This window comes from Sorangium sp. So ce726 (assembly GCF_051521405.1).
GTDB lineage: Bacteria > Myxococcota_A > Polyangia > Polyangiales > Polyangiaceae > Sorangium.
Genome location: NZ_CP150349.1, coordinates 11,404,046 through 11,429,063 on the forward strand (window position 1 = coordinate 11,404,046; position 25,018 = coordinate 11,429,063).

Annotated in this window: 22 protein-coding genes; 11 read left to right on the forward strand and 11 right to left on the reverse strand. The window is 71.3% G+C overall.

All coding sequences use genetic code 11. The features are described from left to right. Window positions 1-32: 32 nt before the first annotated feature. From WME79_RS42550 to WME79_RS42575, 6 genes are all read right to left on the reverse strand, one after another. On the reverse strand, window positions 33-767 hold the full coding sequence (locus WME79_RS42550; protein ID WP_437527177.1) for a hypothetical protein: 735 nt from the start codon (window positions 765-767) through the stop codon (window positions 33-35). Next, on the reverse strand, window positions 767-2,749 hold the full coding sequence (locus tag WME79_RS42555) for a DUF1585 domain-containing protein (RefSeq protein ID WP_437527180.1): 1,983 nt from the start codon (window positions 2,747-2,749) through the stop codon (window positions 767-769). Before WME79_RS42555 ends, WME79_RS42550 begins: the two co-directional genes overlap by 1 nt. After that, a complete protein-coding gene (locus tag WME79_RS42560) occupies window positions 2,746-4,302 on the reverse strand; it encodes an ABC transporter ATP-binding protein (RefSeq protein WP_437527182.1) in 1,557 nt (518 codons plus the stop codon). Before WME79_RS42560 ends, WME79_RS42555 begins: the two co-directional genes overlap by 4 nt. Continuing rightward, window positions 4,299-5,381 carry an ABC transporter permease gene (locus WME79_RS42565; RefSeq protein ID WP_437527185.1) on the reverse strand — a complete coding sequence of 361 codons (1,083 nt, stop codon included), beginning with the start codon at window positions 5,379-5,381 and terminating at the stop codon, window positions 4,299-4,301. The genes WME79_RS42560 and WME79_RS42565 overlap by 4 nt, the downstream gene beginning before the upstream one ends. A gap of 62 nt (window positions 5,382-5,443) precedes the next feature. Beyond that, complete coding sequence (locus WME79_RS42570) at window positions 5,444-6,541, reverse strand: ABC transporter permease (protein WP_437527187.1); 1,098 nt, start codon at window positions 6,539-6,541, stop codon at window positions 5,444-5,446. A 19-nt stretch (window positions 6,542-6,560) separates the two neighbouring features. Beyond that, a complete protein-coding gene (locus tag WME79_RS42575) occupies window positions 6,561-7,595 on the reverse strand; it encodes a BMP family lipoprotein (protein ID WP_437527190.1) in 1,035 nt (344 codons plus the stop codon). Window positions 7,596-7,957: 362 nt separating this feature from the next. Between WME79_RS42575 and WME79_RS42580 the strand changes: the two genes are divergently transcribed. The 5 genes from WME79_RS42580 to WME79_RS42600 all read left to right on the forward strand — a co-directional run bounded on the left by WME79_RS42580 (window position 7,958) and on the right by WME79_RS42600 (window position 12,605). Continuing rightward, entirely contained in the window at window positions 7,958-8,545 is a 588-nt protein-coding gene (locus WME79_RS42580) for a hypothetical protein (protein ID WP_437527192.1), read from the forward strand. 5 nt (window positions 8,546-8,550) lie between these two features. Next, window positions 8,551-9,843 carry a c-type cytochrome gene (locus WME79_RS42585; RefSeq protein ID WP_437527195.1) on the forward strand — a complete coding sequence of 431 codons (1,293 nt, stop codon included), beginning with the start codon at window positions 8,551-8,553 and terminating at the stop codon, window positions 9,841-9,843. A gap of 201 nt (window positions 9,844-10,044) precedes the next feature. Then, a complete protein-coding gene (locus WME79_RS42590; RefSeq protein ID WP_437540046.1) occupies window positions 10,045-11,478 on the forward strand; it encodes a sensor histidine kinase in 1,434 nt (477 codons plus the stop codon). 14 nt (window positions 11,479-11,492) lie between these two features. Next, window positions 11,493-11,867, forward strand: a complete 375-nt coding sequence (locus WME79_RS42595) for a response regulator (RefSeq protein WP_437527197.1) — start codon at window positions 11,493-11,495, stop codon at window positions 11,865-11,867. Between the two features lie 117 nt (window positions 11,868-11,984). Next, window positions 11,985-12,605 (forward strand): DUF1349 domain-containing protein, encoded by a 621-nt coding sequence (locus WME79_RS42600; RefSeq protein WP_437527200.1) that lies wholly within the window; start codon window positions 11,985-11,987, stop codon window positions 12,603-12,605. A 48-nt stretch (window positions 12,606-12,653) separates the two neighbouring features. Here WME79_RS42600 and WME79_RS42605 read toward each other — a convergent pair whose 3' ends face one another. Further along, a complete protein-coding gene (locus tag WME79_RS42605; RefSeq protein ID WP_437527203.1) occupies window positions 12,654-13,565 on the reverse strand; it encodes a LysR family transcriptional regulator in 912 nt (303 codons plus the stop codon). Window positions 13,566-13,706: 141 nt separating this feature from the next. Between WME79_RS42605 and WME79_RS42610 the strand changes: the two genes are divergently transcribed. From WME79_RS42610 to WME79_RS42620, 3 genes are all read left to right on the forward strand, one after another. Further along, a complete protein-coding gene (locus tag WME79_RS42610; protein ID WP_437527206.1) occupies window positions 13,707-14,477 on the forward strand; it encodes an SDR family NAD(P)-dependent oxidoreductase in 771 nt (256 codons plus the stop codon). A gap of 184 nt (window positions 14,478-14,661) precedes the next feature. Then, on the forward strand, window positions 14,662-16,179 hold the full coding sequence (locus WME79_RS42615; RefSeq protein WP_437527209.1) for a hypothetical protein: 1,518 nt from the start codon (window positions 14,662-14,664) through the stop codon (window positions 16,177-16,179). Window positions 16,180-16,333: 154 nt separating this feature from the next. After that, a complete protein-coding gene (locus tag WME79_RS42620; RefSeq protein WP_437527212.1) occupies window positions 16,334-17,863 on the forward strand; it encodes a hypothetical protein in 1,530 nt (509 codons plus the stop codon). Window positions 17,864-17,933: 70 nt separating this feature from the next. Here WME79_RS42620 and WME79_RS42625 read toward each other — a convergent pair whose 3' ends face one another. After that, window positions 17,934-18,407, reverse strand: a complete 474-nt coding sequence (locus WME79_RS42625; RefSeq protein ID WP_437527215.1) for a MarR family winged helix-turn-helix transcriptional regulator — start codon at window positions 18,405-18,407, stop codon at window positions 17,934-17,936. Between the two features lie 189 nt (window positions 18,408-18,596). On the opposite strand from WME79_RS42625, the gene WME79_RS42630 reads away from it, so the two are divergent. Then, window positions 18,597-19,763, forward strand: coding sequence for a serine hydrolase domain-containing protein (locus WME79_RS42630; RefSeq protein ID WP_437527217.1), 1,167 nt, complete (start codon window positions 18,597-18,599; stop codon window positions 19,761-19,763). Here the strand turns inward: WME79_RS42630 and WME79_RS42635 are convergent. Beyond that, on the reverse strand, window positions 19,758-20,168 hold the full coding sequence (locus WME79_RS42635) for a hypothetical protein (RefSeq protein ID WP_437527220.1): 411 nt from the start codon (window positions 20,166-20,168) through the stop codon (window positions 19,758-19,760). The two genes, WME79_RS42630 and WME79_RS42635, sit on opposite strands and share 6 nt — an antisense overlap. After that, on the reverse strand, window positions 20,165-20,509 hold the full coding sequence (locus WME79_RS42640) for a hypothetical protein (protein ID WP_437527223.1): 345 nt from the start codon (window positions 20,507-20,509) through the stop codon (window positions 20,165-20,167). Before WME79_RS42640 ends, WME79_RS42635 begins: the two co-directional genes overlap by 4 nt. Window positions 20,510-20,896: 387 nt before the next feature. Between WME79_RS42640 and WME79_RS42645 the strand changes: the two genes are divergently transcribed. Both WME79_RS42645 and WME79_RS42650 read left to right on the forward strand, forming a co-directional pair. Further along, window positions 20,897-21,520, forward strand: a complete 624-nt coding sequence (locus WME79_RS42645) for a GDSL-type esterase/lipase family protein (protein ID WP_437527226.1) — start codon at window positions 20,897-20,899, stop codon at window positions 21,518-21,520. Next, entirely contained in the window at window positions 21,501-22,229 is a 729-nt protein-coding gene (locus WME79_RS42650; protein WP_437527229.1) for an esterase family protein, read from the forward strand. The genes WME79_RS42645 and WME79_RS42650 overlap by 20 nt, the downstream gene beginning before the upstream one ends. Before the next feature lie 80 nt (window positions 22,230-22,309). On the opposite strand, the gene WME79_RS42655 is transcribed toward WME79_RS42650, so the two are convergent. Further along, window positions 22,310-24,592, reverse strand: a complete 2,283-nt coding sequence (locus tag WME79_RS42655; protein WP_437527232.1) for a substrate-binding domain-containing protein — start codon at window positions 24,590-24,592, stop codon at window positions 22,310-22,312. Window positions 24,593-25,018: the final 426 nt, after the last annotated feature.

Below are 25,018 nucleotides of genomic sequence, written 5' to 3' on the forward strand. Positions count from 1 at the left end.
CTGGCCGCGCCGTGGGCCCGCTGAGAGTACCCCTAATACAGATGGAACTCCGGGTGCCGCACGAGCCCGTAACAGACGGCCGCCCACCCCGCCTCCTCCGGCGAGAACCGCGACTTCGCCGCGCCCTTCGCGCGGTGCCGCGCGACCGTCCCCTCGTACAGCGCGAAGAACTTCCCCTGCCGATCCGGCGGCGCGAGGCGCGCCGGGTAGCTCAGGAACGTCCGGTGCAGCACGTCGAAGCGCGGGGCGAACGCCGCCTCGTCCGGGTCCTGCGCGGGCAGATCGAACGCGAAGATCAGCCGCCGCTCGATCGGGACGCGCTCCTTCGCCTTGAGATCGTGCTCCAGGGCGCGGTCGCAGAGCGCGATCCCGAGCCGCTCGAACGCCGCCAGCATGAGCGCGTTGGTCTGCGTGGCGCGCGGGAGATCCAGGCCGTAATCCGGAAGCCCGAGCGCCGCGAGGTAGTCGCCCCAGGTGTCGAACAGTGCCGCCTTGTCGTCCCCCCGCGCGCGGCGCTCGACCTCGGCGGGCGCGAGGCCGCCGAAGAGCCGGAGATAGGTCCTCAGGTACGCCTCGGCCGGGATGAGCCGCAGATCCTCCCTCGGCGCCCGGCTCTGCGCGACGCGCCCCGTCTCCCGGAGCGGCGCGGCAGGCCGCGGCGCGATCGCCTCCGGCGGGGCGCACGCGCCGGCCAGCGCGGCCACCGCGGCCACGGCAACGACGGCGAAGGCCCCCGTCCCGCCGGGCGCCCTCCCCCGGCCCCGCATCACCGCGCTCCCTCGCCGCGCGTCGCGCCGCCCCGCTCCGCCGCCTCGCCCTTCGCCGCACCGCCCCGCTCCAGCGCAGGCCGCACGTTGCTCGCGCGCGCATACGCCGGCGAGCGGACGATCGCCTCGACCAGCGGCCGCATCCGGTAGCCGCGCGACACGAACCGCTCGCGCAGCGCGCCGAGCAGCGCCTCGTCCTCCTCGCGCAGCGGCCGCCCCAGGAACGACTCGGTGACGCGCTCGACCGCGCACGACGCGAACTCCGGCATGCGCGTGAGATCGGCCGCCGCGCCGGCCGGGCCGCGCTCGGCGTGATCCGCCGAGGCATAGGCGCCCCGCAGCACGCCGCGCTCCCGGCTCGAGAACACAGGGTCGTAGAAGCGCTCGCACGATTGCCCCGTCTTCCCCTCCGCGTTCAGCTTGCACTTCGGGTTCTCGATCGGGAACCGCTCGGCGGGCAGATAGGTCCACGTCGTCTCCTCGACCCGCGTGAAATACGCCGCGAGCGGCTCCAGCGTCGCATGACAGCTCGCGCAGCCCGGCCGGACCATGAGGTCGGGCTCCTCCGACGGCGGGAGCTCCGCGTGCTCGGCCGTGAAGCTCTTGCACAGGAACGCGCTGTAGAGCGCCGCCGCCCGCGCGCGCCGCGAGGAATACTTCGTGAGGAACACCGGCGTCGTGAGGATCCCCGCCGCGCGCGGCCCGCGATCAGGGATGAACGTCCAGGCCGAGACGTCCTGCGGCGCGACGACGGGCGGCACCGCGCCCGGCAAGAACAGGGGCGCCTCGTCCTCGCGCATCCCATACGACTGGTGCAGCGAGCAGCACGCCGCGGGCGCGCTCGACCGATAAAACTGCGCGAGCGGGCCATTGATGAACGTGTAGCGCCCGGTGAGGATCTCCCGGAAATCGCGATCCGCCGCGAAGACGTGTTTTATGTAATGAATCGCCTCCTGCGACCACCAGAACTTGTTCCAGCCGGTGATCGTGTGCGGCGCGGAGCCGATGGGATCCTCGATGCCGAGCGGGGTATTCGCCGGCAGCGCGAAGCCGCGCGGATCCCTGCCCGAGCTGTCGGCGGGAAGGCAGTGCTCGAGGCCGATGCCGCAGCCGCAGTCGACGCTCATCGCCGGCGCCAGCGCGCTCCGGCACGAGATCGGCTCGCCCCGGTGCGCCTTCGCATAACGATCCTCGCGCACCGGCGGGCGCGTGCGGCCCGGCGGCAGCGGTGCCCCCTTCGGCGGCGGGGGGATGTCGCTCGCGTAGATGTGGCCGACGTCGGCGGTCTGCGCCTCTTCCTTGCAGACCCGGACCTCGACGGTCGGCGTCTTGCCGTCCGGCTCGACCAGGAGCTGCGGCAGCGGGACATAGGCGCTGTCCGGGTCCTTCCACCCGTCGCCATAACGCTGCGTCGGGACGACGGAGAGGTAATCGCGATAGAGCCAGTAGGGGCGCACGAGCGTTGTCCGCTCGTCGAGCAGCCGCTGGGAGATGCGGGCGGGCGTCCCCTTGACGGGCGCATAGGCCGCCACCCGGAGCCCGCTCTCGACGTCAGAGAAGCAGAACTCGCCGTCGATCACCGGGTTCAGGCGGCGCTGGTTGACGCGGTAATAGACGTAGAGCGGCTTGCCTTCCGGGCCGAGCACCTCCACCCGGCGGAGCGTCGTCGCAGGCGGCGTGAACAGCCCCGCCGGGCCGAGCTCGAGCCGCAGGACATCCATGTAGATGCGCGTGAGCCGCTCGGCATACCCCGGGCCGTCGAGGTGGCGCTCTATCCAGGCGTCCAGATCGAAGCCCGACGACTCGAGCTCGGCGAGCTCCTCGCGCGTCGGGAGCCGCCCCTTCAGGTCGAGGGAGAGCGCCCGGAAATACCGGTACTGCTCCAGCGTCGGGGCGGCGGCGGACGGCGGCGCGAACGAGGCCGCGGCCGCCGCCGCGAGCGGCGCCGCCACGGCCAGCGCGCGCAGCGCGCGCCCCCTCATGCGTCGACCTCCTCCGCGGCGGGCGGCGGGGTCTCCTCGCCAGGGAGCACCCCGGCCATCAGCATCCCGAGCTCCGTCCGCGATACCGCGCCCGCGTCCCGCGTCGCCACGATCTCGCCCCGGTACATGACCGCGATCCTGTCCGACAGCGCCAGGATCTCGTCGAGCTCCGCCGACACGAGCAGCACCGCCGCCCCCGCGTCGCGCGCCGCCACGATCTCGCGGTGGATGTGCTCGATCGACCCGACGTCCACGCCCCGGGTCGGCTGGCTGGCCACGAGCAGCTCCACGGGGCGGCTCATCTCTCGGGCGAGGATCACCTTCTGCTGGTTGCCGCCCGACAGCGCAGAGACGGGCGTCGCCGGGCCGGGCGCGCGGATGTCAAAGGTCTTTATCAACCGTTTCGCGTTCTCCTCGCGGGCCTCGTCGCGGAGCACGCCGCGCACGGCGAATGGAGCCTTGTCATAGGTGCACAGCACGAGGTTGTCCGCGATCGCGTACGAGAGCACGAGCCCGTGGCGCTGGCGGTCCTCGGGCACGTGCGAGACGCCGCGCTCGATCAGGGCGCGGGGCAGCGCGCCGGTGACGTCGCGGCCCCGGAGGAGAACGCGCCCGGCGCGGGGCGGCGAGAGGCCGGTGATGGCCTCGCAGAGCTCGGTCTGGCCGTTGCCCTGCACGCCGGCGATCCCCAGGATCTCGCCCGCGCGCACCGAGAAGCTCACCTCGCGCACAACGTCGGCGCCCGATCCGCGGCGGCTCGCGACGCCGAGGCGCTGCACCTCGAGCACGACGTCCTTGGGGCTCGCCGGGGCCTTGCTCACCTGGAGCTCCACCTCGCGGCCCACCATCATCGCCGCCAGGCCGCGCTCGTCCGTCTCCGCCGGGATCGCGGCGCCCACCACGCGCCCAGCGCGCATGACCGTCACCCGGTCGGCGACCGCGAGCACCTCCCTGAGCTTGTGCGTGATGAACAGGACCGAGACCCCCCGCGCCGTCAGCCCCCGCAGCACGCGGAACAGCTCGTCCGCCTCCTGGGGCGTGAGCACGGCCGTGGGCTCGTCGAGGATCAGGATCTCCGCCTTCCGGTAAAGAGCCTTGAGGATCTCCACCCGCTGCTGCACGCCGACCGGGAGGTCCTCCACCCGGGCGTCGGGATCGACGTCCAGCCCGTGGCGCGCCGAGAGCTCGCGGACCTCCGCGCTCGCGCGCCGGCGGTCGAGCAGGGCGCCGCGCACGGGCTCCGCGCCGAGCACGACGTTCTCGGCGACCGTGAACACCGGGATCAGCATGAAGTGCTGGTGCACCATGCCGATCCCGAGCGCGATCGCGTCGCTCGGCGAGCGCAGCGCGACCGGGCGCCCGCTCCGGAGGAGCGACCCCTCGTCCGGGCGCAGCAGCCCGTAAAGGATGTTCATCAGGGTCGACTTGCCGGCCCCGTTCTCCCCGAGCAGGGCGAGGATCTCGCCCTGGCGGAGGTCGAGATCGACCTTGTCGTTCGCCAGGACGCCGGAGAACCGCCTGGTGATCCCCCGGGCCTCGAGGACCGCCGTCACCGCCGCCCCTCCCGCTCGTACGGCAGGCCGTCGGCGGCCGGCGGCGTGGTCTTGCCGATGACGCCGGTCAGGAGCAGCAGCGTCAGCAGATACGGCACGAGCCCGACGACCGACGATTGCTGCAGGAACGACCACGACGGCGGGATCTGATCGCGGAAGAGCTGCAGGTTGATCTGGAACGCCTGCGCCGCGCCGAAGACGAGCGCCGCGGCCCACGAGCCGAACGGCGTCCAGTCGCCGAAGATCATCGCCGCGAGGGAGATGAAGCCGCGCCCGTTCGTCATCAGCGGCTCGAAGGACGGCACCGACTCCAGCGTGAAATACGCTCCGCCGAGCCCGGCGATCGCGCCGCCGATCACGACGTTCACGTAGCGCACGCGGGCCACGTCGATCCCGACCGTCGCGGCCGCGCGGGGGTGCTCGCCGACGGCCCGCGCGCGCAGGCCCCACCGCGTGCGGAAGAGCACGAGGTGCGTCAGGCCGACCAGCGCGACGGCGGCGACGGCGATCGGCTGCTGCTCGAACACGGGGCCCACGACCGGGATGTCCGCGAGGAGCGGGACGCTGAGGCGCGGAAGGACGCCCGGCGCGTGAGGCACCTGCCCGCCGAACACGCTGCCCGACCCGAAGAAGAGCTGGCGGTTGAAAAAGCCGGTGAGCCCCACAGCGAGCAAGTTGATCACCGTCCCCGCGAGGATCTGGTCCACCGAGAAGGTCACCGCAAGCGCGGCGAGCAAGAGCCCCAGCGCGGCGCCGGTGGCGACCGCGATCACGACGCCGAGCAGCAGGCTCGGCAGCGGCGGGAAGCCCAGGATCGAGCTCGCGTAGATCGACCCGAACCAGCCCGAGAACGCCGCCGCGAGCATCATGCCCTCGATGCCGAGGTTGACGACCCCGGAGCGCTCGCAGAAGACGCCCGAGAGCGCCCCCAGGGTGAGCGGGGTGGCGACGGCGAGCGTCGTGGCCGCCATGCTGGCCACGATCGTCAGCGGCGGCACCTGCGACGCGCCGACCAGCGTCACGACGAGGACCAGCACGCCCACGACCACCGCGATGAATGCGTAGCGTCGATAGCCCATCTTCGTCCTTCCCTGCTCCCGTTCCCCGCTCCGGTCCCCGGCTGCTCGCTCGAGCCGGCGCGCTAACCGCCCCACCCGCGCGTGAGCACGAGCCGCTCGCGCTCGCCCCGGACGCGGTAGATGCGCCGGACCAGGGCGTCCGCCGCGACGAAGAGCAGGATCAGCGCCTGGATGATGGAGATCACGTCGATCGGCACCTGCGTCAGGTACTGCATCCGGGTCGCGCCGCTGCGCATCACGCTGAACAGCAGGGCCGCGAGCACCGTCCCGCCAGGGTGCGCCTTGCCGAGCAGGGCGATGGCGATCGCGTCGAAGCCGTACCCCTGCGAGAACCCGAGCTCGTGCCGGTGGTGCAGCGCGCTCACCTCGATGGCGCCGGCCAGCCCGGCGAAGGCGCCCGAGAGCGCCATGGTCGCGATCACGGTGCGGCTCACCCGCACGCCGGCGTAGCGCGCGGCGTCCGGGCTCTGCCCGGCCGTGCGGATCTCGAAGCCGAACGTCGTCCGCTGGAGCGCCCACCCGACGAGCGCCGCCGCGAGCAGGGCGAGCGGGAAGCCCCAGTGCAGCCGGAAGCCCTCCACGAGCGCGGGGATGCGCGCGCTCTCGTCGATGAGCGGCGTGCGGGAGAGCACGTTGGACGCCTCGGGGTCCTTCATCGGGCCGTTCAAGAGGAAGCTGACCGCGTTGAGGGCGACGTAGTTGAGCATGATCGTGCTGATCACCTCGTGTCCCCCCGCACGCGCCTTGATCCACCCGGGCACCGCGGCCCACAGCCCGCCCGCGAGCGCGCCGAGGAGCAGCGTCAGGGGGACGTGCAGCACCGCGGGCAGGCCGCCGCCCACGAGCTGCGGCAGCCAGTGGCCCGCCCAGGCCGCGGAGAGCGCCCCGAGCGCGAGCTGCCCCTCCGCGCCGATGTTGAAGAGGCCGCCCTTGAGCGCCAGCGAGACCGACAGGCCAGCCAGGATGTACGGCGTCGCCCACACGAGCGTCTCGCTCACCGCCCGCGGCGACCCGAGCGCGCCCTCGAGCATGCCGGCGTAGGCCTCGAGCGGGTTGCCCCCGGCCACGGCGATGAGGACGCCGCCCAGGACCATCGCGGTGAACACCGAGAGGGCCGGCAGGAGCAGCGGCCGGAGGCGCCGGATCAGCTTCTCTCGCATCCTCGGGAGCCCAGGGCGCTCACGGCCCCTTGGCCGGCGGCACCGCCGTCTTGAGCGTCCCGTCGACGAGCCCTTTCCGGAGCTCCTCCATCTTCGCCTTCACCTCGGCGGGGACCTTGGCGTCGAGATCGTGATACGGCGCATACCCCGACTTGCCCTGGAAATTCCCCGAGGGCAGCTTCCCCTCCTTGGCCGACTTGATGAGGTCGAAGGTGCCGTCGGAGATGAGCTTGACGGCGCTGGAGAGGAGGACCTTCTGGGCCTCGGGCACCGTGAAGTACTGGTCGGTGTCGACGCCGATGGCGTAAACGCCCTTCGTCGCCGCGCCGAGCAGCGCGCCGTTGCCCGTCTTGCCGCCGCCGCCGAAGACGATATCGACGCCCTTGTCGATCATCGAGACGGCGGTCGTCTTCCCCCACTCGGGATCGGTAAACGTCTTATCGAAGCCGACGTCGTTGTGATAGACGACGCTGAGCTCGATGTCGGGCTTGACGTGGCGCGCCCCGGCGCGGAAGCCCTCACCGAAGCGGAAGACGGGCGGGACGGCGTCGGTGGCGAGCACGGCGCCGATCTTCCCCGTCTTGGTCATCATCGCGGCCAGCGCGCCGACGAGGAAGCCGCCGTGGTCCTCGGGGAAGACCAGGCCCACGACGTTCGGCTTGGTCGCGATCTGGAACTGGTCGATGCCGATGAACTTGACGCCCTGGAACTGATCCGCCGCGGCGCGCGTCGCCTCCGTGAGCCCGAAGCCCGACGTGACGACCACGTCGTACCGCTCCTCGGCGAACGTCGAGATGTTCTTGGGGTAGTCCTTCGGATCCGTCGTCTCGATGTACTGCGTCGTGGCGCCGAGCTCCTTCTGCGCCCGCTGGATCGCCTCCCACGCCGACTGGTTGAACGACTTGTCGTCGATCTTGCCCATGTCGGTGACGAGGCCCACGCAGAACACCTCGGGGCTCGCGCAGTCGGCCTTCTTGCTGCTGCTGTTACACCCCGGGAGCGCGCTGGCGAGGGCCAGCAGGACCGCGATCGCGACGCGCCGCTTCTTCAACATGCCGGATCTCCTTGGAAGGCCTGCATTGGACACCGGGCCGCGCACCAAGGCAACCATCGCATCGCAGCAGCGCACTTTTACTCACACGGGCGGTCTCATCTGCTGCGCGGGAGGGCGGTCAGCTGCGCGGGAGCGCGGCGCGCCTTCGCTCGAGATCGCGATCGGGGAAGCAACATTTTTTCTTCGAGCGTTGTCACAGTCGATCGGCAGCGCCCGATGAGCGACGGGGCGCGCCGGCGCAGCCTTCCCGAGGAGGTCCTTCCATGAATGGTCCCGCCGTTCGATTCACGCTTTTTTGTGCACTCATCGCGTCCGCCGCCGTCCCTGCGGCGGACGCGTCGGCCTGCGGTGGAGTCGAGATCATGCCCGCGATCGACCACCGCGTGATGGGGATCGCCCAGGCCGAGCAAGCGCTTCACAACGGCCGGTTCACCGCGGCGGCGGGGAGCGTGATCCGGATGTTCCCCGAGATCCGGCGGATCTCGTATGACAAGGACCCGCTGATCAACCGGGCCTTCCGCGTCCTCGCGGTGGCCACCGCGCGCGCGGACGGGGCGCTCCAGGTCGGACCGGAGCTGCCGCGCGAGCTGCTCGAGACGTGGGGCGGGGCGTCGGCCGAGGAGCGCAAGGGGAACATCGACTGGTCGATCCGCGCGCTGCGCCGGCTGAACGAGCAGCGGAAGAACGATCCGGCGCTCCAGACCGACCTGGGCGAGGCGCTCGCCAGGGCGCCCGAGCACCGCGGCGAGGCGCTCAAGCTGCTCGGCGATCTGGCCGAGAAGGACCTCCTGACGAGCCCCGAGGCGTACGCGACGCTGGCGCGGCTGCGCGCGCTCTCGGGGGACAACGCGGGGCACGACGCCGCGGCCACCCGGTGCGAGACGATGGCGCAGAACAAGGCGCTCTGCCGGGCGACCGGCGCGGTGGGCGCGGTCGGCCAACAGAGCTGACGCCGATGCGCGCCCGCCCGCTGCTCGCCCTGCTCGCGGCGCTCGCCTCGGGCGCCGCGGGGTGTACCTCCGAGGACGCGCGGGGCCCGGCGCTGGCCGCTCCGCCGCCAAGCGGCAGCGGCGCCGGGGCGGCCGCTCCGGCCGCCGTGGCCGCGGCGCCGGCCGGCGATCCGGCGCGCGGAGAGCGGCTCGTCGCGGAGTTCCAGTGCAACCGCTGCCACGATGGGACCGGGCACGCGGCCGCGGCGCGCGACGCCCACTGCGTCCAGTGCCACCAGGACATCGCGGCGGGGCGGTTCCAGGCGCCGGCCGCGGCGATGAAGCGGTGGAACGAGAACCTCGTGCAGCTGCGCGACGTGCCGTCGCTCGCCGCCGCTGGCGACAGGCTGCGCCGCGACTGGATCCGCGGGTTCTTGCTGTCGCCGCACGACGTGCGCCCGCGCCTGCACGCGACGATGCCGCGGCTCGCGATCGGGCCCGAGCAGGCGAGCGATATCGCGGCCTACCTCACGCGCGATCGCCGCGAGCGGGGCGAACGGCGCGAACGTCCGACAGCGTCGCTGGAGGGCGCGAGCGCGGCCCGGGGGCGCGAGCTCTACGAGGCCAAGGGGTGCGGGACGTGCCACGCCTTCTCCGGGACGGCCGGGGTGACGGCGGTCGCGCCCGTGAAAGCGATGGAGAAGGAGACGCGGGCCGCGATCGCCCTGGCGCCGGATCTGAGGCACGCGCGCGACCGGATGGAGCCCGCCGATCTCGTCGCGTGGGTGCTCGACCCCGCGGCGATCAAGCCGGGCACGCCGATGCCCCAGGTGCCGATGTCGCCCGCCGAGGCGCGGGACATCGCGGCCTTCGTCACAACCGCGGAGCTCTCGCCGCGGGCGTCGGCGAGCGCGCCCGAGCGGCTGCCGCTGCTGTCGCGGCGGGTGACCTACGCCGAGGTGGATCGCCGGGTGTTCCGCGTCACGTGCAGGCACTGCCACTCCGAGCCGGATTACGCCCTCGGCGACGGCGGGCCCGGGAACACGGGCGGGTTCGGGTTCAAGCCGCGCGGGCTGAACCTCGCCACGTACGAGGGGATCGCCGCGGGCTACGTCGATGATCAGGGCGAGCGGCGGAGCGTATTCTCGCGCGGGCCGGACGGCGCCCCTCGCCTCGTCGCCGCGCTGCTGGCGCGGCAGGCGGAGGAGGCGGGCCACGCGGCTCCGGCGGTGCGCGGGATGCCGCTCGGGCTGCCCGCGGTCGGGCCGGAGGAGATCCAGCTCGTCGAGAGCTGGATCGCGCAGGGGCGGCCGCAATAGCGAAAGCGAACGAGCGGGAGGGGGCGATCGCCAGGGTCGCTCCGGCGTTGTCGTGGTGCCCCCCTTGCTTCCACGGTGACACCGAGGAGGTGGCCGATGCCTCGGTGGTCTCAACGCGCTCAGCACGCGGGCTCGCCTCCGAGCGGCGGGGGCAACGGGCCTCCGGGGAGGATGTCCATAGGAAGGCGTCTTTCCTTGCTCGTGTTGAGTCAGCTGATCCTGGCCGCCCTGGGCATCACGCTGTCCGTTGTCGCGCTCAGGCGGCTGGCTACCGAGACAGCCTATCTGCGTCACTACGTCTTCCAGCCGTTCGTCGTCATCAGCAGCGGCATCGAGTCATCGAACGCTCTCTATGCCCTGCTCGCTCGCCCGCCGTCGGACGTCTCTGTGGAGGTCCGGGAGCCGATGATGCGGCTCCGCTCCTTCATCGATCGGTACCAGCGCGATTGGTTGACGGCGACCTCGACCCTACCTGACGCCATCCACCTCCGCGCTGCGCTCGCTCGGGCCGGGGAGCTCGTGCTCCTGGACGAAGAGCGCGAGGCGGCGGACACCATCGCCGCTGTCGTGATGCACCTCGAGCGCACGACCGGGCTCGGGGGTCCGACGCCTGCCGCGCCGCACTTGCGGCGCGCCGACGTGGAGCACCTCAGCGACGCCCTCATCAAGCTGCACAAGATCAACCTGCGCTACATGGAGGTCGCTTACGACGCTTTCGAACGCATCCGACGGCGCATCCTCCTCGTCTTCATGGCCGTCGGCCTCGGGGGCGTCACGGCGGCGTCGCTCTTCGGCCTCGCGGTGCGCCGCGCGATCGCGCCGCGCATCCACCGGATGGTGACCGCCGTCCAACGCTTCCGCGAGCTCGGCGTCTACGAGCCGCTCGGGGACTGGGGGGACGACGAGCTCGCCGTGCTCGCCCACACGCTGAACACGAGCTTCAAGGCCATCGCCGAGCGCGACAAGGATCGCGACCGGTTCCTCGCCGTCGCCGCGCACGAGCTGAAGACGCCGCTCACCACCATGAAGGGGTTCTCGCAGATCGCGCTCAACCACCGGAACGACACGGCCATCCGCGAGCGCGCCCTCACGATCATCGATCGCCAGGCGACGCGCCTCGGCCGCCTGGTCCAGGATCTCCTGTGGTCGGCGCGCATCTCCGGGGGCGAGCTCCCCTTCAAGCCCGAAGCGATCGACGTCGAGGAGCTCGCCCGCCGCGTGATCGGAGAGTTCGAGCTCGTGGCCAGGGCTCACAGCATCCGCCTGGTACCCCGGGGAGACGCGCACCTCCTGGGCGATCCAGAGCTCATTGAGCAGGCGCTCTGGAGCCTGCTCGTCCAGGCCGTGTCCGTCGCGCTGGAGCACGATCCGGTGCTCCTCACGATCGACGCCGGATCCGCCGCGCGCGTGCTCATCACGATCGAGGTCCGGGGCGGGAAGGATCTCCCGGAGGACCTCGAGAAGCTGCTGGAGCCCTTCGCCGTCGTCGCGTTCGAGAGGCGGCGTGACGAGCCGCGCAGCACGGGCATCGGCCTCCACCTCGTCCAGGGGATCGCCCGGCTCCACGGCGCGAGGTTCTGGATCGAGCGGAGGCCCGGTGACCTCATGGTCTTTTCTCTGGAACTAAGGCGCTAGCGAGCAGAGGGAACATGCTGCGAAACCGCGTGCTGGTCATCGACGATGACCCCGATTTCCGGGAGCTCGTCGCCCTCAGCCTGGATGGGTGGGGGCTCCAGTGCCTCCAGGTCGCCGACTGCGCCGAGGCGCTCCCGCTGCTCGAGCGCGAGCGCGACGGGCTGCGGGCGGTGCTGTGCGACTACTTCATGCCAGGGCTCTCTCCCAGCGTTTGCGCGAAGGCGATCCTCTCGCGGGTCGATCCGGCGGTGCGCGTGGTGCTCGTGAGCGCGGCGGTGGACGTCTCGGAGCTGGCAGCGGAGCTCGGGCTCACGCGGTTCCTCGCCAAACCGTTCGATCTCGACCAGCTCCACGACGCGGTGCTCGGCCCACGCGAGCCCTCGGCCTGAGCGGCGCGGCGGATCGCAGAGCGGCGCGTCCAGGGGCGGCGCGCTCCGTGGTAGCCTCCCGACCCTCGCCCGCGCGCGGGCGGACCGCGCGCTGGGCGGCTCTCGGAGGTCTGCATCATGACAGGACAGCTTCTGGAAGAGGGCTTTACGAACCCTGGAATCGATCCGCGGCTCACGTGGCGCAACCCGCCGGCGCGCTGGGCGGTCGCGCCGGAGCGGAGCGTGCTCGTCGTCGAGCCCGCCGCGAAGACGGACTACTGGCAGCGGACGCACTACGGCTTTCGCAACGACAACGGGCCTTTCCTCTTCACCCGCGCCGGCGGCGACTTCGTGATGACCTGCCATGTGCGGTTCCGGCCGGCGCACCAGTACGACCAGGCGGGGCTCATGGTGCGAATCGCGGAGTCGTGCTGGCTGAAGACGTCGGTCGAGTTCGAGCCGGACGGCCCGAGCCGGCTCGGCGCGGTGGTGACGAACGCGGGCTACAGCGACTGGTCGACCCAGCCGTTTCCCTCGGATCGCCGCGAGATCTGGCTGCGCGTCCGGCGGGAAGGGCCCGATTACCTCGTCGACAGCTCGGACGACGGCGCGGCGTGGACGCAGATCCGCATGGCCCACCTGCACGAGGACGACGGGGCACGCGAGGTGGAGTGTGGCCTATATGCTTGCAGCCCGCTGGGCGAGGGCTTCGTGGCGGAGTTCGATCTGCTGCGGATCGCGCCGGGGCGCGCGGCGTGAGCCCTCGAGTGGTCGAGCGGGAGGACTCGCCGGCCGGGAGCGCGTGGATCAGCGGTCGAGCGCTTCGAGGTGCGGAGAGAGCACCTCGGTGAGCCAGCTCATCACCGCGCGCACGCGGCGCGGCACGCTTCGACCGTGCGTGTGGAGGAGCGAGACGGGCATTGGCGCGCAGGTGAGGGAGGGTAAAACCTCGACGAGCTCGCCCGCGGTGATGCTGGCGAGCTTCCCCGCCCGCGGCGCCTGGATGATGCCGAGGCCGGCCACGCACGCGGCGAAATAGGCGTCAGCGCTGTTGACCGTCACCACGCTGCGCATCGGCCACTCGCGGTAGCCGCCCTCGTGGGGGTACTCGAACGACGGCGCTTCGGCGCCGAGCGTCGTCGAGTAATGCACGAGGAGGTGCCGCTCGAGATCCTCGAGCCGGCGAGGCGTACCGTACTGGCGCAGATAGGAAGGGCTCGCGCAGTTCATCATGCGCAGCACGCCGAGCCTGCGGCCGACGAGCCCGTCGCCTCCCGGGGCGCCGATGCGCAGGACGCAGTCGAAGCCCTCGCGGAGCGGCTCGACGCGCCGATCGGTCGTGCTGAGGAGCACCTCGAGCTCGGGGTGGCGCGCGAGCAGCTCGGGCAGGCGCGGGATGATGACGTCGCGCGCGAAGTTCACCGGCAGATCGATCCGCACCCGCCCGCGCAGGCCCCGCGCGGCCTGGAACATCGCGCCGAGCTCGTCGGCCTCGAGCGCGAGGCGCCGCGCCCGCGGGAGGAGCTCCTCCCCGTCCGGCGTGAGGCGCACGACGCGCGTCGAGCGCTGGAGGAGCCGGGTGCCGAGCTCGGCCTCCAGGGCCTTCAACCGCAGCGACACGCGCGCCTTGGGCATGCCAAGGTGCTCGCCAGCGCGCGTGAAGCTGCCGAGCTCCGCCACCTTCACGAAGATCTTCAGCGATCCGACGTCGACGGTCATTGTTTCGACTGGCGAAACAGTGTGTCGGAACCCAGGGCCTTCCGCAACCGGCATCGGATCGCTATTCACAGTCGCAGACAGCGGCGAGCAACCGCCGCCGACAGCGGCGAGCAGCCGCGTCGCCATCGAAAGGACCCGACCATGAGCACATCCAAGCGTAGCCCCGTCGCCCTCGTCACCGGCGGAAGCCGCGGGCTGGGAAAGAGCATGGCGCTCCACCTCGCGGATCGCGGCGTGGACGTCATCATCACCTACCGCGGCGGCGCGGCCGAGGCGGCAGATGTGGTGAAGCAGATCGAGGCCAAGGGGAGGACGGCGGCGGCCGTCACGCTCGATCTGGGGAGCACCCGCGGATTTGACGCGTTCGCCGCCGCGGTGAAGGCGGAGCTCGCCGGTCGCTTCCGGCGCGATCGCTTCGATTACCTGGTGAACAACGCCGGCATGGGCGCCTACGCGAGCTTCGCCGAGACGACCGAAGAGCAGTTCGACGCGCTCATGAACGTCCACCTCAAGGGGACGTTCTTCCTCACGCAGAAGCTCCTTCCGCTCATCGCGGACGGAGGGCGGATCCTCAACGTCTCGTCGGGGCTCACGCGGTTCAGCTTCCCCGGCTACGCCGCCTACGCCGCGATGAAGGGCGGCGTGGAGGTGCTCACCCGCTACCTGGCGAAGGAGCTCGGGCCGCGGAAGATCGCGGTGAACACGCTGGCGCCCGGCGCGATCGAGACCGACTTCGGGGGCGGCGCCGTGCGCGACAACACCGAGCTGAACAAGATGATCGCCGCCCAGACCGCCCTCGGCCGGGTCGGCCTCCCGGATGACATCGGCGGCGCGGTCGCCGTGCTGCTCTCGCCCGAGGGCCAGTGGATCAACGGCCAGCGCATCGAGGCGTCAGGCGGCATGAACCTCTGAGGCGCTCCGAGTCCACGGCAGGCGCGTGGTCGTCGGGCCCGCGCCTGCAACAGGAGCAGCGAACACCACGAGCATTTCGACACAGAACGGCACAAGCCATCGAGCGTGACGGCGGCTTTTGCGGAGGAGCTCGACTGGCACGTTTGGTGCTGGATGGCAGCGCATCGCAAGGAGGCGAGCGCTCATGCGCAGAGAATTGCAGTTGCTCATCGTTCGAATCCTCGGGACCGGCATGCTCGCCGGCCTGTCGCTGACGCTCGGGTGCCAGGGCGATACCAGCGTGCCAGCTGGCACAGGAGGGGCCGGCGGCGCCGGGGGTGAAGGCGGCGCGGGCGGTCAAGGCGGCGCAGGCGGTCAGGGTGGCGCAGGCGGCGGCCCGGAGACGTGCGAGTCGCAGCAGGGCGACCACGGCGAGGCCTGTCCTGCGGGCGCGCCTTGCGCGATCACGCTCGACGTGGAGGTGACGTGCACCGGGCACGACTTCGCAGCGGGCGGGGTGCGGGCCGTTCCGGCGGCGGACGCGACGTACCTCGTGACGAGCAGCAACGCCCCGACGCGGCTGTTCGAGCTCGACGACGACGGGGCGACGCAACGCGACTTCGACGTGCAGAGCATGAGCGTGAGCGTGGCGCTCTCGCCGGACGGAAGGGCGTACGCCGCGGTGGATGAGACGCAAGGCACCGGTGACGGCTATCCCGGCGGTGTCGTGTTCCTGCCGCTCGCCGGCAGCGCGGCCGACAAGCAGATGGTGTTCGATCGCGACGACAAATACGTGCCGGTCCTCGATGTCGCGGTGGACTCGCAGGGCGAGCCGCACATCTGGATCCTCACGGACGCGCCGGAGATCATCGAGCACGCGACGCGCACGTCCGGCGGCGCCTGGGACGTCGCGCCAGCGAGCCGGCTGGCCGACAGCGGTTGGCCCCGCTTCGCCCTCGCGCCCGACGACGCGCCGCTGGCGTTTGGTATGGTCCAAGCGGGCTCCGACAGCTGGCAGCTCGAGGTGCTCGACGGCGCCACGGAGCGGAGCCTTGGCGCTCCGGTCCCCTCGAGCTCGCCGATCCGTTACGAGCCCGTCCCGCCGCCGAAGCCCGCCGGTGAAGCGACGATTCCGCGCTTCGCGGCGGTCGTGCAGCACCCCGACGGGCTGCGGCTGGAGAGCGCCGGCGAGGGCGACGGCGTCGACGAGGTAGCGATCCCCGGCACAGCGATGCCGCCGTACAGCTGCCAGCGCGGGTTCGGCGACTCCCCGTCGCCGGGCTGCCCGGCCGACTGCCACGAGGTGACCTCCGGGCTCGAATGGTCGGCCTTCTCGGCCGCGCGCACGAGCGACGGCGACGTGTGGATCGCGTTCCTGATCAGCCACCTCGACTGGACGATCGCCTACGAGGTGCAGAACGCCGATCTGCCGACGTGCGTCGGCAACATCGCGGCGGACGAAAGCCGCGGCGAGCTGCGCCTCGTGCGCGTGCCTGCCGCCGGAGGGGCGCCCGAGGTCGCTGTGACGCTGCCGCTCCCCGCGATCGCAGGCGAGAGCCATTTCAGCGATGTGTACCAGCGCCACCCGCTCGTCGATGTCTCCGCCTTCGGCACGGAGCTCACCGTGGCGATGCGCACGCAGGCGTCACGCACGGGGCCCTTCACGGCCCGCGTGCTGCGCGTCGACACCTCGCGCCTCGCGCCTGCCGCGCCAGGCGACTGAGACGCTTCACGGTAACCACGGCTGCGGCTCGGGCTGAATGAGCATTCTGACACAGACCGACACAACGCATCGCGTGTGACATCGGCTTTTGCGCAGGAGATCGACTGGCACGTTTGATGTTAAGCGCCAGCGCATCGCAGGGAGGCGATTGCTCATGCGCCAGAAATTGCAAATACACATCCTTCGAATGCTTGGGACCGGCATGCTCGCCGGCCTGTCGGTGACGCTCGGGTGCCAGGGCGATACCACCGTGCCAGCTGACACAGAAGAGGCCGGCGGCGCCGGGGATCAAGGTGGCGCCGGGGATCAAGGCGGCGCGGGCGGTCAGGGCGGCGCTGGCGACGCCCCGGCGACGTGTGAATCGCGGCGAGGCGATCACAACGACGCCTGTCCCGCGGACGCGCCTTGCGCGATCACGCTCGACGTGGAGGTGACGTGCACCGATTCCACGTTTGCAGCGGGCGGGGTGCGTGCCGTGCCGGCGGCGGGCGCGACATACCTCGTGACGAGCAGCAACGACCCGACGCGGCTGTTCGAGCTCGACGACGATGGGGCGGCACAACGAGACTTCGACGTGCAGTCCACTACCGTGAGCGTGGCGCTCTCGCCGGACGGAAGGGCGTATGCCGCGGTGGATGAGACGAAAAGCAGCGGTGACGGTTATCCTGGCGGTGTCGTGTTCTTGCCGCTGGCCGGCAGCGCGACGGAGAAGCAGCTGGTGTTCGATCGGGACGACAACTACGTGCCGGTCCTCGATGTCGCGGTGGACTCCCGGGGCGAGCCCCACATCTGGATCAACACGGACGCGCCCGACAGCGTCGCGCACACGACGCGCACGTCCAGCGGCGCCTGGGACGTCGCGCCGGCGAGCCGGCCGAGCGGCAGCGATTACGCCCGCTTCGCCCTCGCGCCCGACGACGCGCCGCTGGCGTTCGGGCTCGTCGAAGCGCTCCCAGGGGTCCTGCAGCTCACGGTGCTCGACGGCACCACGGAGCGGAGCCTTGGCGCCCCGGACTCCGCGAGCTTCCTGCTCGATTACGAGCCCATCCGGCCGCCGCAGCCCGCAGGACAAGCGACGTTTCCGCGCTTCGCGGCGGTCGTGCAGCACACCGACGGGCTGCGGCTGGCGAGCGCCAACGAGGACGGCGGCTTCGACGAGGTCGCAATTCCCGGCACCGAGACGCCCACGCACCGCTGCCAGGACGGCGTCGACATCCCGCCTCCGGGCTCTCCGAGCAGCTGCCCGGCCGAATGCCACGTGGTGGCCTCCGGGCTCGCATGGTCGGCTTTCGCGGCCGCGCGCACGAGCGATGGCGACGCGTGGATCGCGCTCCTGATCAGCCACATCGACCAGACGCTCGCGTACGAGTTGCAGGACACCGGTCTGGACCGGGTGTGCGTCGGCCACACGGTGGCGGACGAAAGCCGCGGCGAGCTACGCCTCGTGCGCGTGCCTGCCGCAGGAGGCGCGCCCGAGGTCGCGGTGACGCTGCCGCTCCCCGCGATCGCAGGAGGGAGCTACTTCAACGATCTGAACGAGCAGCACCCGCTCGTCGATGTCTCCGCGTTCGGCACGGAGCTCACCGTGGCCATGCGCACGCAGGCGTCGTTCGAGGGGCCCTACACGGCGCGCGTGCTGCGCATCGACACCTCGCTCCTCGGGCCCGCCGCGCCAGGCGACTGAGACGCGCGCTGCACATCGACGCATCGGTCCTCGACCCGGCCGCGCAGCCGCCGGGTCGGACCCGGGCGCGCTACGGCTGGCGGAGCCGGCGCGAGGACAGGAGCTCGAGCCCTCCCGTGCGCTCTGCGATGCGCTGGAGCGACGCGAGCAGCGCGCCGGCCTGCTCCTCGCCGAGCAGCGCGCGGAGCCGCCTGTTCACCGCGGCGCGCGCGGCGCGCCCCGCCTCGACCGCCGCCCACCCGCGGTCGGTGAGCTCCACGAGCCGGTTGCGCTGGTCGTCCTCGGCGACGCGCCGGCGCACGTAGCCGAGCTCCTCCAGCTCCACCACCGCCTTCGAGGCGCCCTGCGCCGTGATGCCGAGCCGCTCCGCGAGCTCCCTCACCTTCACCGGCCCCGGGATGAGGTGCTGGAACACGTAGCCATGGCTCGGCCGGAGATCCCCGTGGCCGGCCCGCTCCACGCGGCGCATCACCTCGTCGCTGTTCGCGGCCGCGATGGCGGCGAAGAGCAGCACGAGGTCCTCGTCCGGGCGCGCAGGCTTCACGGCCGGAGCGTGTAACCCGCAACCGAGGTTGCGCAAATGACGTTGACGGCTACGGGCGGCGGCCCTATTCATCAACCAAGGTTGCGCAACTTAGGTTGTGAATCATCGGGGTCGGGCTCGAAAGGCCGGGTGGCTCGCCCGCGCGCTTCCGGCACGCACTGCCCCGAGGAAGGGACGAAAGGACGAGCGATGCACCTCGCGATCCATGGCTCCTGCGATCCGGCGTTCGCGCCCGTGCGCGCGGCGTTCGCCTCGAATTTCGAGCGGTTTCCCGAGCTCGGGGCCGCCGTGTGCGCCGCCGTGCGCGGCCGCGTGGTCGTCGACCTCTGGGCTGGTTTCCGGGACGCGGCGAGGACCGCGCCGTGGCGCGGCGACACGATCGTGAACGTCTTCTCGGCGACGAAGGGTGCTGTGGCGCTGTGCGCCCACGCGCTCGCGGAGCGGCGCGCGCTCGACCTGGACGCGCCGGTCGCCGCCGCCTGGCCGGAGTTCGGCGCGGCCGGCAAGGGGCGCGTCCTCGTGGCCCAGCTGCTCGACCACAGCGCCGGCCTGCCGGCGCTCCGCGCCGAGCCGGAGGAGGGCGCGCTCTACGACTGGCAGGCCATGACCGCCGCCCTCGCCGCGGAGGAGCCGTTCTGGGAGCCGGGCGCCCGGCACGGCTACCACGCGGTCACGTTCGGCTTCCTCGTGGGCGAGGTGATCCGGCGCGCGAGCGGGCAGCGGGTGGGCGCGTTCCTCCGGGAGGCCGTCGCGGGCCCGCTCGGCCTGGACTTCCACATCGGGACCGGCGCCGAGCACGACGGGCGGATCGCCGAGGTGCCGCCGACCATCGCGAGCCCGAACGGCCTGGGCGGCGCGTTCGCCGCGAGCTTCCGCGACCCGGCGTCGCTCACCTCGATGGCGTTCACCAGGCCGCGCGACCTTGTGACGCCGGGCCTCGTCAACACCGCGCGCGCCCGGCGCGCGGAGATCCCCGCGCTCAACGGCCACGCGAACGCGCGCGCGCTCGCGCGGATGTACGGCGCGCTCGCGAACGGCGGGGCCCTCGCCGGCGCCGCGCGCGTGCTGTCGCCGGAGGCGGTCGAGGCCGCGCTGGTGGAACGATCGGCCGGGCTCGACGCCGTCCTCCTCGCGGAGAGCCGGTTCTCGCTCGGGTTCATGCTCCCGAGCGCCCTGCGCCCCTTCGGGCGCGGCCCGCGGACCTTCGGCCACCCTGGCGCCGGCGGCCCGCTCGGCTTCGCCGACCCCGACGCGGGGCTCGGGTTCGGCTACACGCCGAACCAGACCATCGCGAGCGGCGAGGGCGGCGACCCGCGGTGGCGGGCGCTGATCGGGGCCGTGTACTCGTGTCTATGAGCGCTTTTTGTTATGCACGAGCTGGCGCCCATTCACGTAGATCGCTCCATCCTGCGGCGGCGGTTCGTCCTGCCAGCCGAACGCCACGAGCGTCAGGCGCGCCTTGGCGCGGATCACCTCCCACCGGGGATCGAGGGATAGCTGATCGGCATCCAGCCAGAACTCCGCGTTGTGTTCACCGGAGAGCGCGTCGAGATAGCGGTCGAGCGAATCGAGCGCCTCACGCTGGGGCCTCGCCAGCGGTAGCGTCTCGGCGAGGAACGCGCGTCGCGCGCTGTCGAAGTCGTTCGCGAGCTCGTCACCCACACACACGAAATCGGGGAACAGCGCGCGCTGCACGTCCGCCGGCTGCGCGAGCGCCTGCACCGATCTCATCAAGGATTGTTCCGACGCGCGCATCGTCATGGATCCGGGACCGCCGTGCAACGCCCTGCTCGGCACTCGACGTGCTGCGACGGACACCTGTACTTGCAGGCCTGCCCGCCCTCTTCATAGGCAGAGATCAACTGCTTTGCCTTGGCATTCACCGCCTCGGCATGCTCGGAGCGAACCCCCGAACCACAGCCGAGTGGGCACCCACCGCCGGCCAGGACGCACTCCGAGGTCGACGTGCAGGAGCTCCGCTCGTCCACGAACCGCTGGTATTCCTCGACCCGCTCGGCGCTGCTCTTTTCACGATCACAGGCAGTCGCTGTCATGACGATGACAGACGCGAGCAGGTATTCGACAAGCCTCGTTTGCAGCATCGGTCATCCGTCCACCTGACGAGCCGTCGACTGGTCGACCGGAGCCGCCGGGGCGCGTCTGTCGATCCGGGCGCCGCGCAGCGATCTCCCGCACAGAAGGTCTCACGGGTTGGCGCTGCGCCGCAAGTCCCAGAAGCGACGCTAGAGACCGCTGGCTCCGGCGGTGGAGACCCTGCCTCCGGCGGCACGGGAGGCTCCGGCGGCGCACCTGCCGATTGCGGCGTCGCCGATCTCGGGCCCGACACGGTCGGTCCCACCGCGATCCCGCCGGCACCCTCGGCACGGAGCGCCCGAGCCGAGGCGATCGCCGCGGCCCCGAGCCCCGCCGACAGACGATCGTCGCGAACGTGTCGCACCAACAGAAGACCCTCCAGGTAACCTGGCCCCGTGCACTGGTACGAGCCGGACGTCCGTGCCCTCGAAGAGGAGCAGCGCCGCTCGCCGGCGCCGCCTGGCTCTGTCGTATTCTACGGCAGCTCCTCCATCCGCCTGTGGTCCACGCTGCGCGATGATTTCCCCGGCGTACCTGTCGTCAATCGCGGCTTCGGCGGCTCGACCATGGCGGCCTGCTCGTGGTTCTTCTGGCGCCTCGTCCACCCGCTCGCGCCGCGCGCGCTGGTGCTCTACGCAGGCGACAACGACATCGGCGACGGAGAGTCCCCGACCGAGATCGTAAAGCAGCTCGGCTTTCTGGTGACGCAGCTGGACGAGAGCGCGGGCGCCATACCGCTCACGTTCATCACGATCAAGCCGTCCGTGGCGCGCTTTCACCTCCTCGATCGTATCCTCGAGACGAACCGGCTCGCGGCGGAGCTGCTCGCGGCGCGCCCTCGGTCGTACGTGATCGACGTCGTCGAGCCGATGCTCGAGCACGGGCGGCCGCGGCCCGAGCTCTACGAGCCAGATGGCCTGCACCTCAGCCGCGCCGGCTACCTGTTATGGCGGGACCTGCTTCAAGCGAGGCGTCCCGAGATCTTCGCAGAGGCGGACCATGCAGCGCAGCCACCATAAATGGTATAGCCCGCGGCTGGGCCAGGACATGGAGCTGCTCGTCTTCGGCCACAAAGGCGCGCGCGTCCTTGTGTTCCCCACCCGGTGCGGGCGCTTCTTCGACTACGCGGACTTCGGCATGCTCGAGGCCGTGCGCGAGCGGGTCGAGAACGGCTGGCTCCAGCTCTACTGCGTGGACAGCGTCGACGGCCAGAGCTTCTATTGCCTGGCCGCGCGCCCGTACGACAGGATCAGGCGTCACCAGGCGTACGAGGACTACCTGCTCCACGAGGTCCTCCCGCTCAGCGAGCAGCTGAACGCAGGGAGCTTCCTTATCTCCCACGGCTGCAGTCTGGGCGCATACCACGCTGTGAATATCGCCTTGCGCCACCCTCATCTCTTCGGCAAGGCGGTCGCGTTCAGCGGGCGCTTCGATCTCACGGAGGCCGTCGACGATTTCAAGAGCCTGCTGGAGGGCCATTTCGAGGACCTCGTGTATTTCCACATGCCGACGATGTTCCTGCCGAACATCAGAGAGGAGGCCGTGCTCTCTCACCTGCGCCGCCTCCGGGTCGAGCTGGTCATCGGGGAGCACGATCCGTTTCTAGCCAGCAACCAGAGGCTCGCCGCTGCCATGGCAAACCGCGGGATCCCGCACCAGCTCCACGTATGGCAGAACCGCGCCCATAACAAACACGCGTGGGCCAAGATGGCGCACCTCTACCTGTGAGCTCGGTCGAGCCTCGAACGTCGGCGCCATCGAGAGCGCCGACGCCGCGATGAGCACCGCGCCGCGCGAGGCCACGGCCATCAGGCGAAGCGCGCTGCGCCTCGCCTCGCGCCAGAAGGGCGGAGGCCCCCTTTCGTCAGCTCGTGAAGGGCTCCCGCCAGCGACGCGTACGTGGCCAGATTGCCTAGATCCACGTCGATGAGGCTCCTCGCGATCTCGGGGCGCACGCCGACCAGGACGACGCGCGCGCCGAGCAGGGCGACCGCGCGGCTGGTCTGGCCCAGCGCCTGGGCGACCTGCGCGTCCACCGTCGGCACACCGGTGATATCGAGCAGCACGAAGCGCGCCCCATGCCGACCCACCCCCTCGACCACGGCCGTGAGCACCTGGAGGGCGCGGTCCCGGTCGATCGCGCCGATCAGCGGCACGAGCAGAACGCCGCGCAGGAGCGGGATGAGCGGGCAGCCGAGCTCGCGCACCGTTTCCGAGAGCGTTCGCTCGCTCGCATAGGCCATCTGCAGCTCCGCGTTCTTCGTCGAGAGCGACTGGACGAGCTCGCCGCGCTCGAGGGCGGCGGCGAGCAGCGACGCCCAGACCCCGATGGTGCCCTCGTCGCCGGTCAGCTCGCGGAGGGTCGGCCCCATGAGCGCCACGAACCCCCAGTCGCGTCGCTCGGTGCGGATCGGCAGCAGCATCATCATGAGCGCGCCGCTCGCGGCCGCGGGCGGCAGCAGGTGCTCCGGCGGAAACGCCTCCAGCCGATGGCGGCTGCCGATAGGGGGCGTCGCGCTGCCGTCACGGCTGTAGGCGCCGGCGACGACGAGCGTCTTCGCGTCCTCCCGGAGCGCAAGGCAGGCCCAGATCGCGCTGGTCTTTGCGAGCCATGAGAGCGACAGGGACTCCTGCTGAGAGCCGCTGACCAGCGCGAGGCCCACGTCGTGATTGGACCGCACGAGCATCCCGAGCTGCGCCACGAACCCGGCCTCGACGCTGAGCCGAGCCCGAGCGATCGAGAGGTGCGCGCTGTCCAGGAACGCTTCGACCCGCCGAGCGGACGCCGCGTCCCCACCCCGCCGCTCGTGGGAGCGGCGGAGCAGGCGCACGATCGCCATCAAGGTGCCCATATCGGACGAGATCTCGACGGCCTGCTGGTAGGCGCGCTCCAGCGCCTTCGCCGGAGGGAGCGCAGTCCCCTCGACCGCCGCCCCATACGCTTCGAGCACCAGGGCGACCCCCGGCCATACCGCGGCAGGCGACGTATCGGGCGCCAGGGGCCGAGGCGCGAGGAGCAGCTCGACCATCCGTCGATCCAGATCTCCGCCGCCGTGCTCCCCCGGCGCCGTGTCCTCGTCGAGGAAGCTCTGGAGCACGTCGCATCCGCACGAGATCCGCGGGATCAAGGTGTTCGGCGTGAGCACGAGCTCGGGCGGGGAGGTCTCGCCGGCGAGCATCGAGACGAGGAGATCGCACGCGGCGCTCCCCAGCGTCTCGAACCGCTGGCGCACGGTGGTCAGCGGGGGGTCGGCTGCTTGCGCCTCCGGTACATCGTCGAAGCCGACGATCGCCAGCTCCTCGGGGATGCGGACGCCCGCCTCCTTCAGCAACGGCATCATCCCGATGGCGTTCTTGTCCGTCCCGAAGACCGCCGCTGTACACGCATTCCGCCGCGCGAGGAGCTGCGGGGCGCCGTTCTCGCCGCCGGTATACCAGTTGTCGTCGGTCCGGATGACCAGATCTGGATCGAACGGTATCCCCGCCTCGGCGAGCGTCTCTCGGTAGGCGTCGAAGCGCTCGCGGACATCGGACTCATGGAGGCAGCCGACGAACGCGATGCGCCGGTGCCCGTGTCCGATCAGATGGCGCACCGCGCTCCGCATCCCGCTGTGGTTGTCCGGGATCACGGACGGGCAGTTGCCCTTGTGCACATGGGTGCCGACGACGACACGCGGGACCCGCTCGGCAGCGAGCTGCTCGATGCCGTCCACCCCGATCACGACGATCCACCCATCCACCTGTTCTCTGGAGAGCGAGGGGGCCTGGAGCGAGGCGGCCGTGCCGCGCATCACCAGCGTCCGACAACCGTGCTGCCGCGCCGCATCGTGGATTCCCGTCAGGACCGGGTTCCAGAACGAGCCATCCAGATAGGGCGTGATGACGCCCACGGTCATCACACGTGGCGTCTCATGGGCGCCTGCTCCGCCGAGGGGCGGCCCCGCGAGGCGACTCACATCGCGCGTCGAGCGGCCGGCGTCGCCTCCCGTGGCTTGCTGTCCGGCCGCGCCATCTCCCTGGACCGAGCCGTCAGATCCGCCGCCCCGCTGCTCCGGCAGCTCGACTTCACTGCCCCGGCTACCCTGAACCATCACCTCGCTCTCCCTACTCCCCCGTCCCACGGCTGCGCGCGCTTGTCCAGCCATACCATGTTCCAGACGTGTCCTTCTGCGACGCCTCGATGTCGCTTCGCAGCGGATGTCGATGCGCGTGCGGTCATCAAGGTCGCCGCGGGGCGGGACGTGTCAAACATCGCCAACCAGCAATCGTGCGCGTCTGGCAAACCTGAATACAAGGAGTCCCTGATCCCGAATATCGCCAGGTTCTTGAAGCACGCGGGCGAAGCCCCCGGACCGATCGAGGCGCACGCCAGCGCCGCAGGCAACCTGTCGCAGTGGAGGACTGGCCAGCCCCGACCCGGAGGCGGACGCCGCCGCTCACGCCGAACAGGCCAACTCCGTTGGGCGGCAAGCCGCGCGGCGGCCGATTCGAGAACTGCTCGAACCGATCGTCAACGC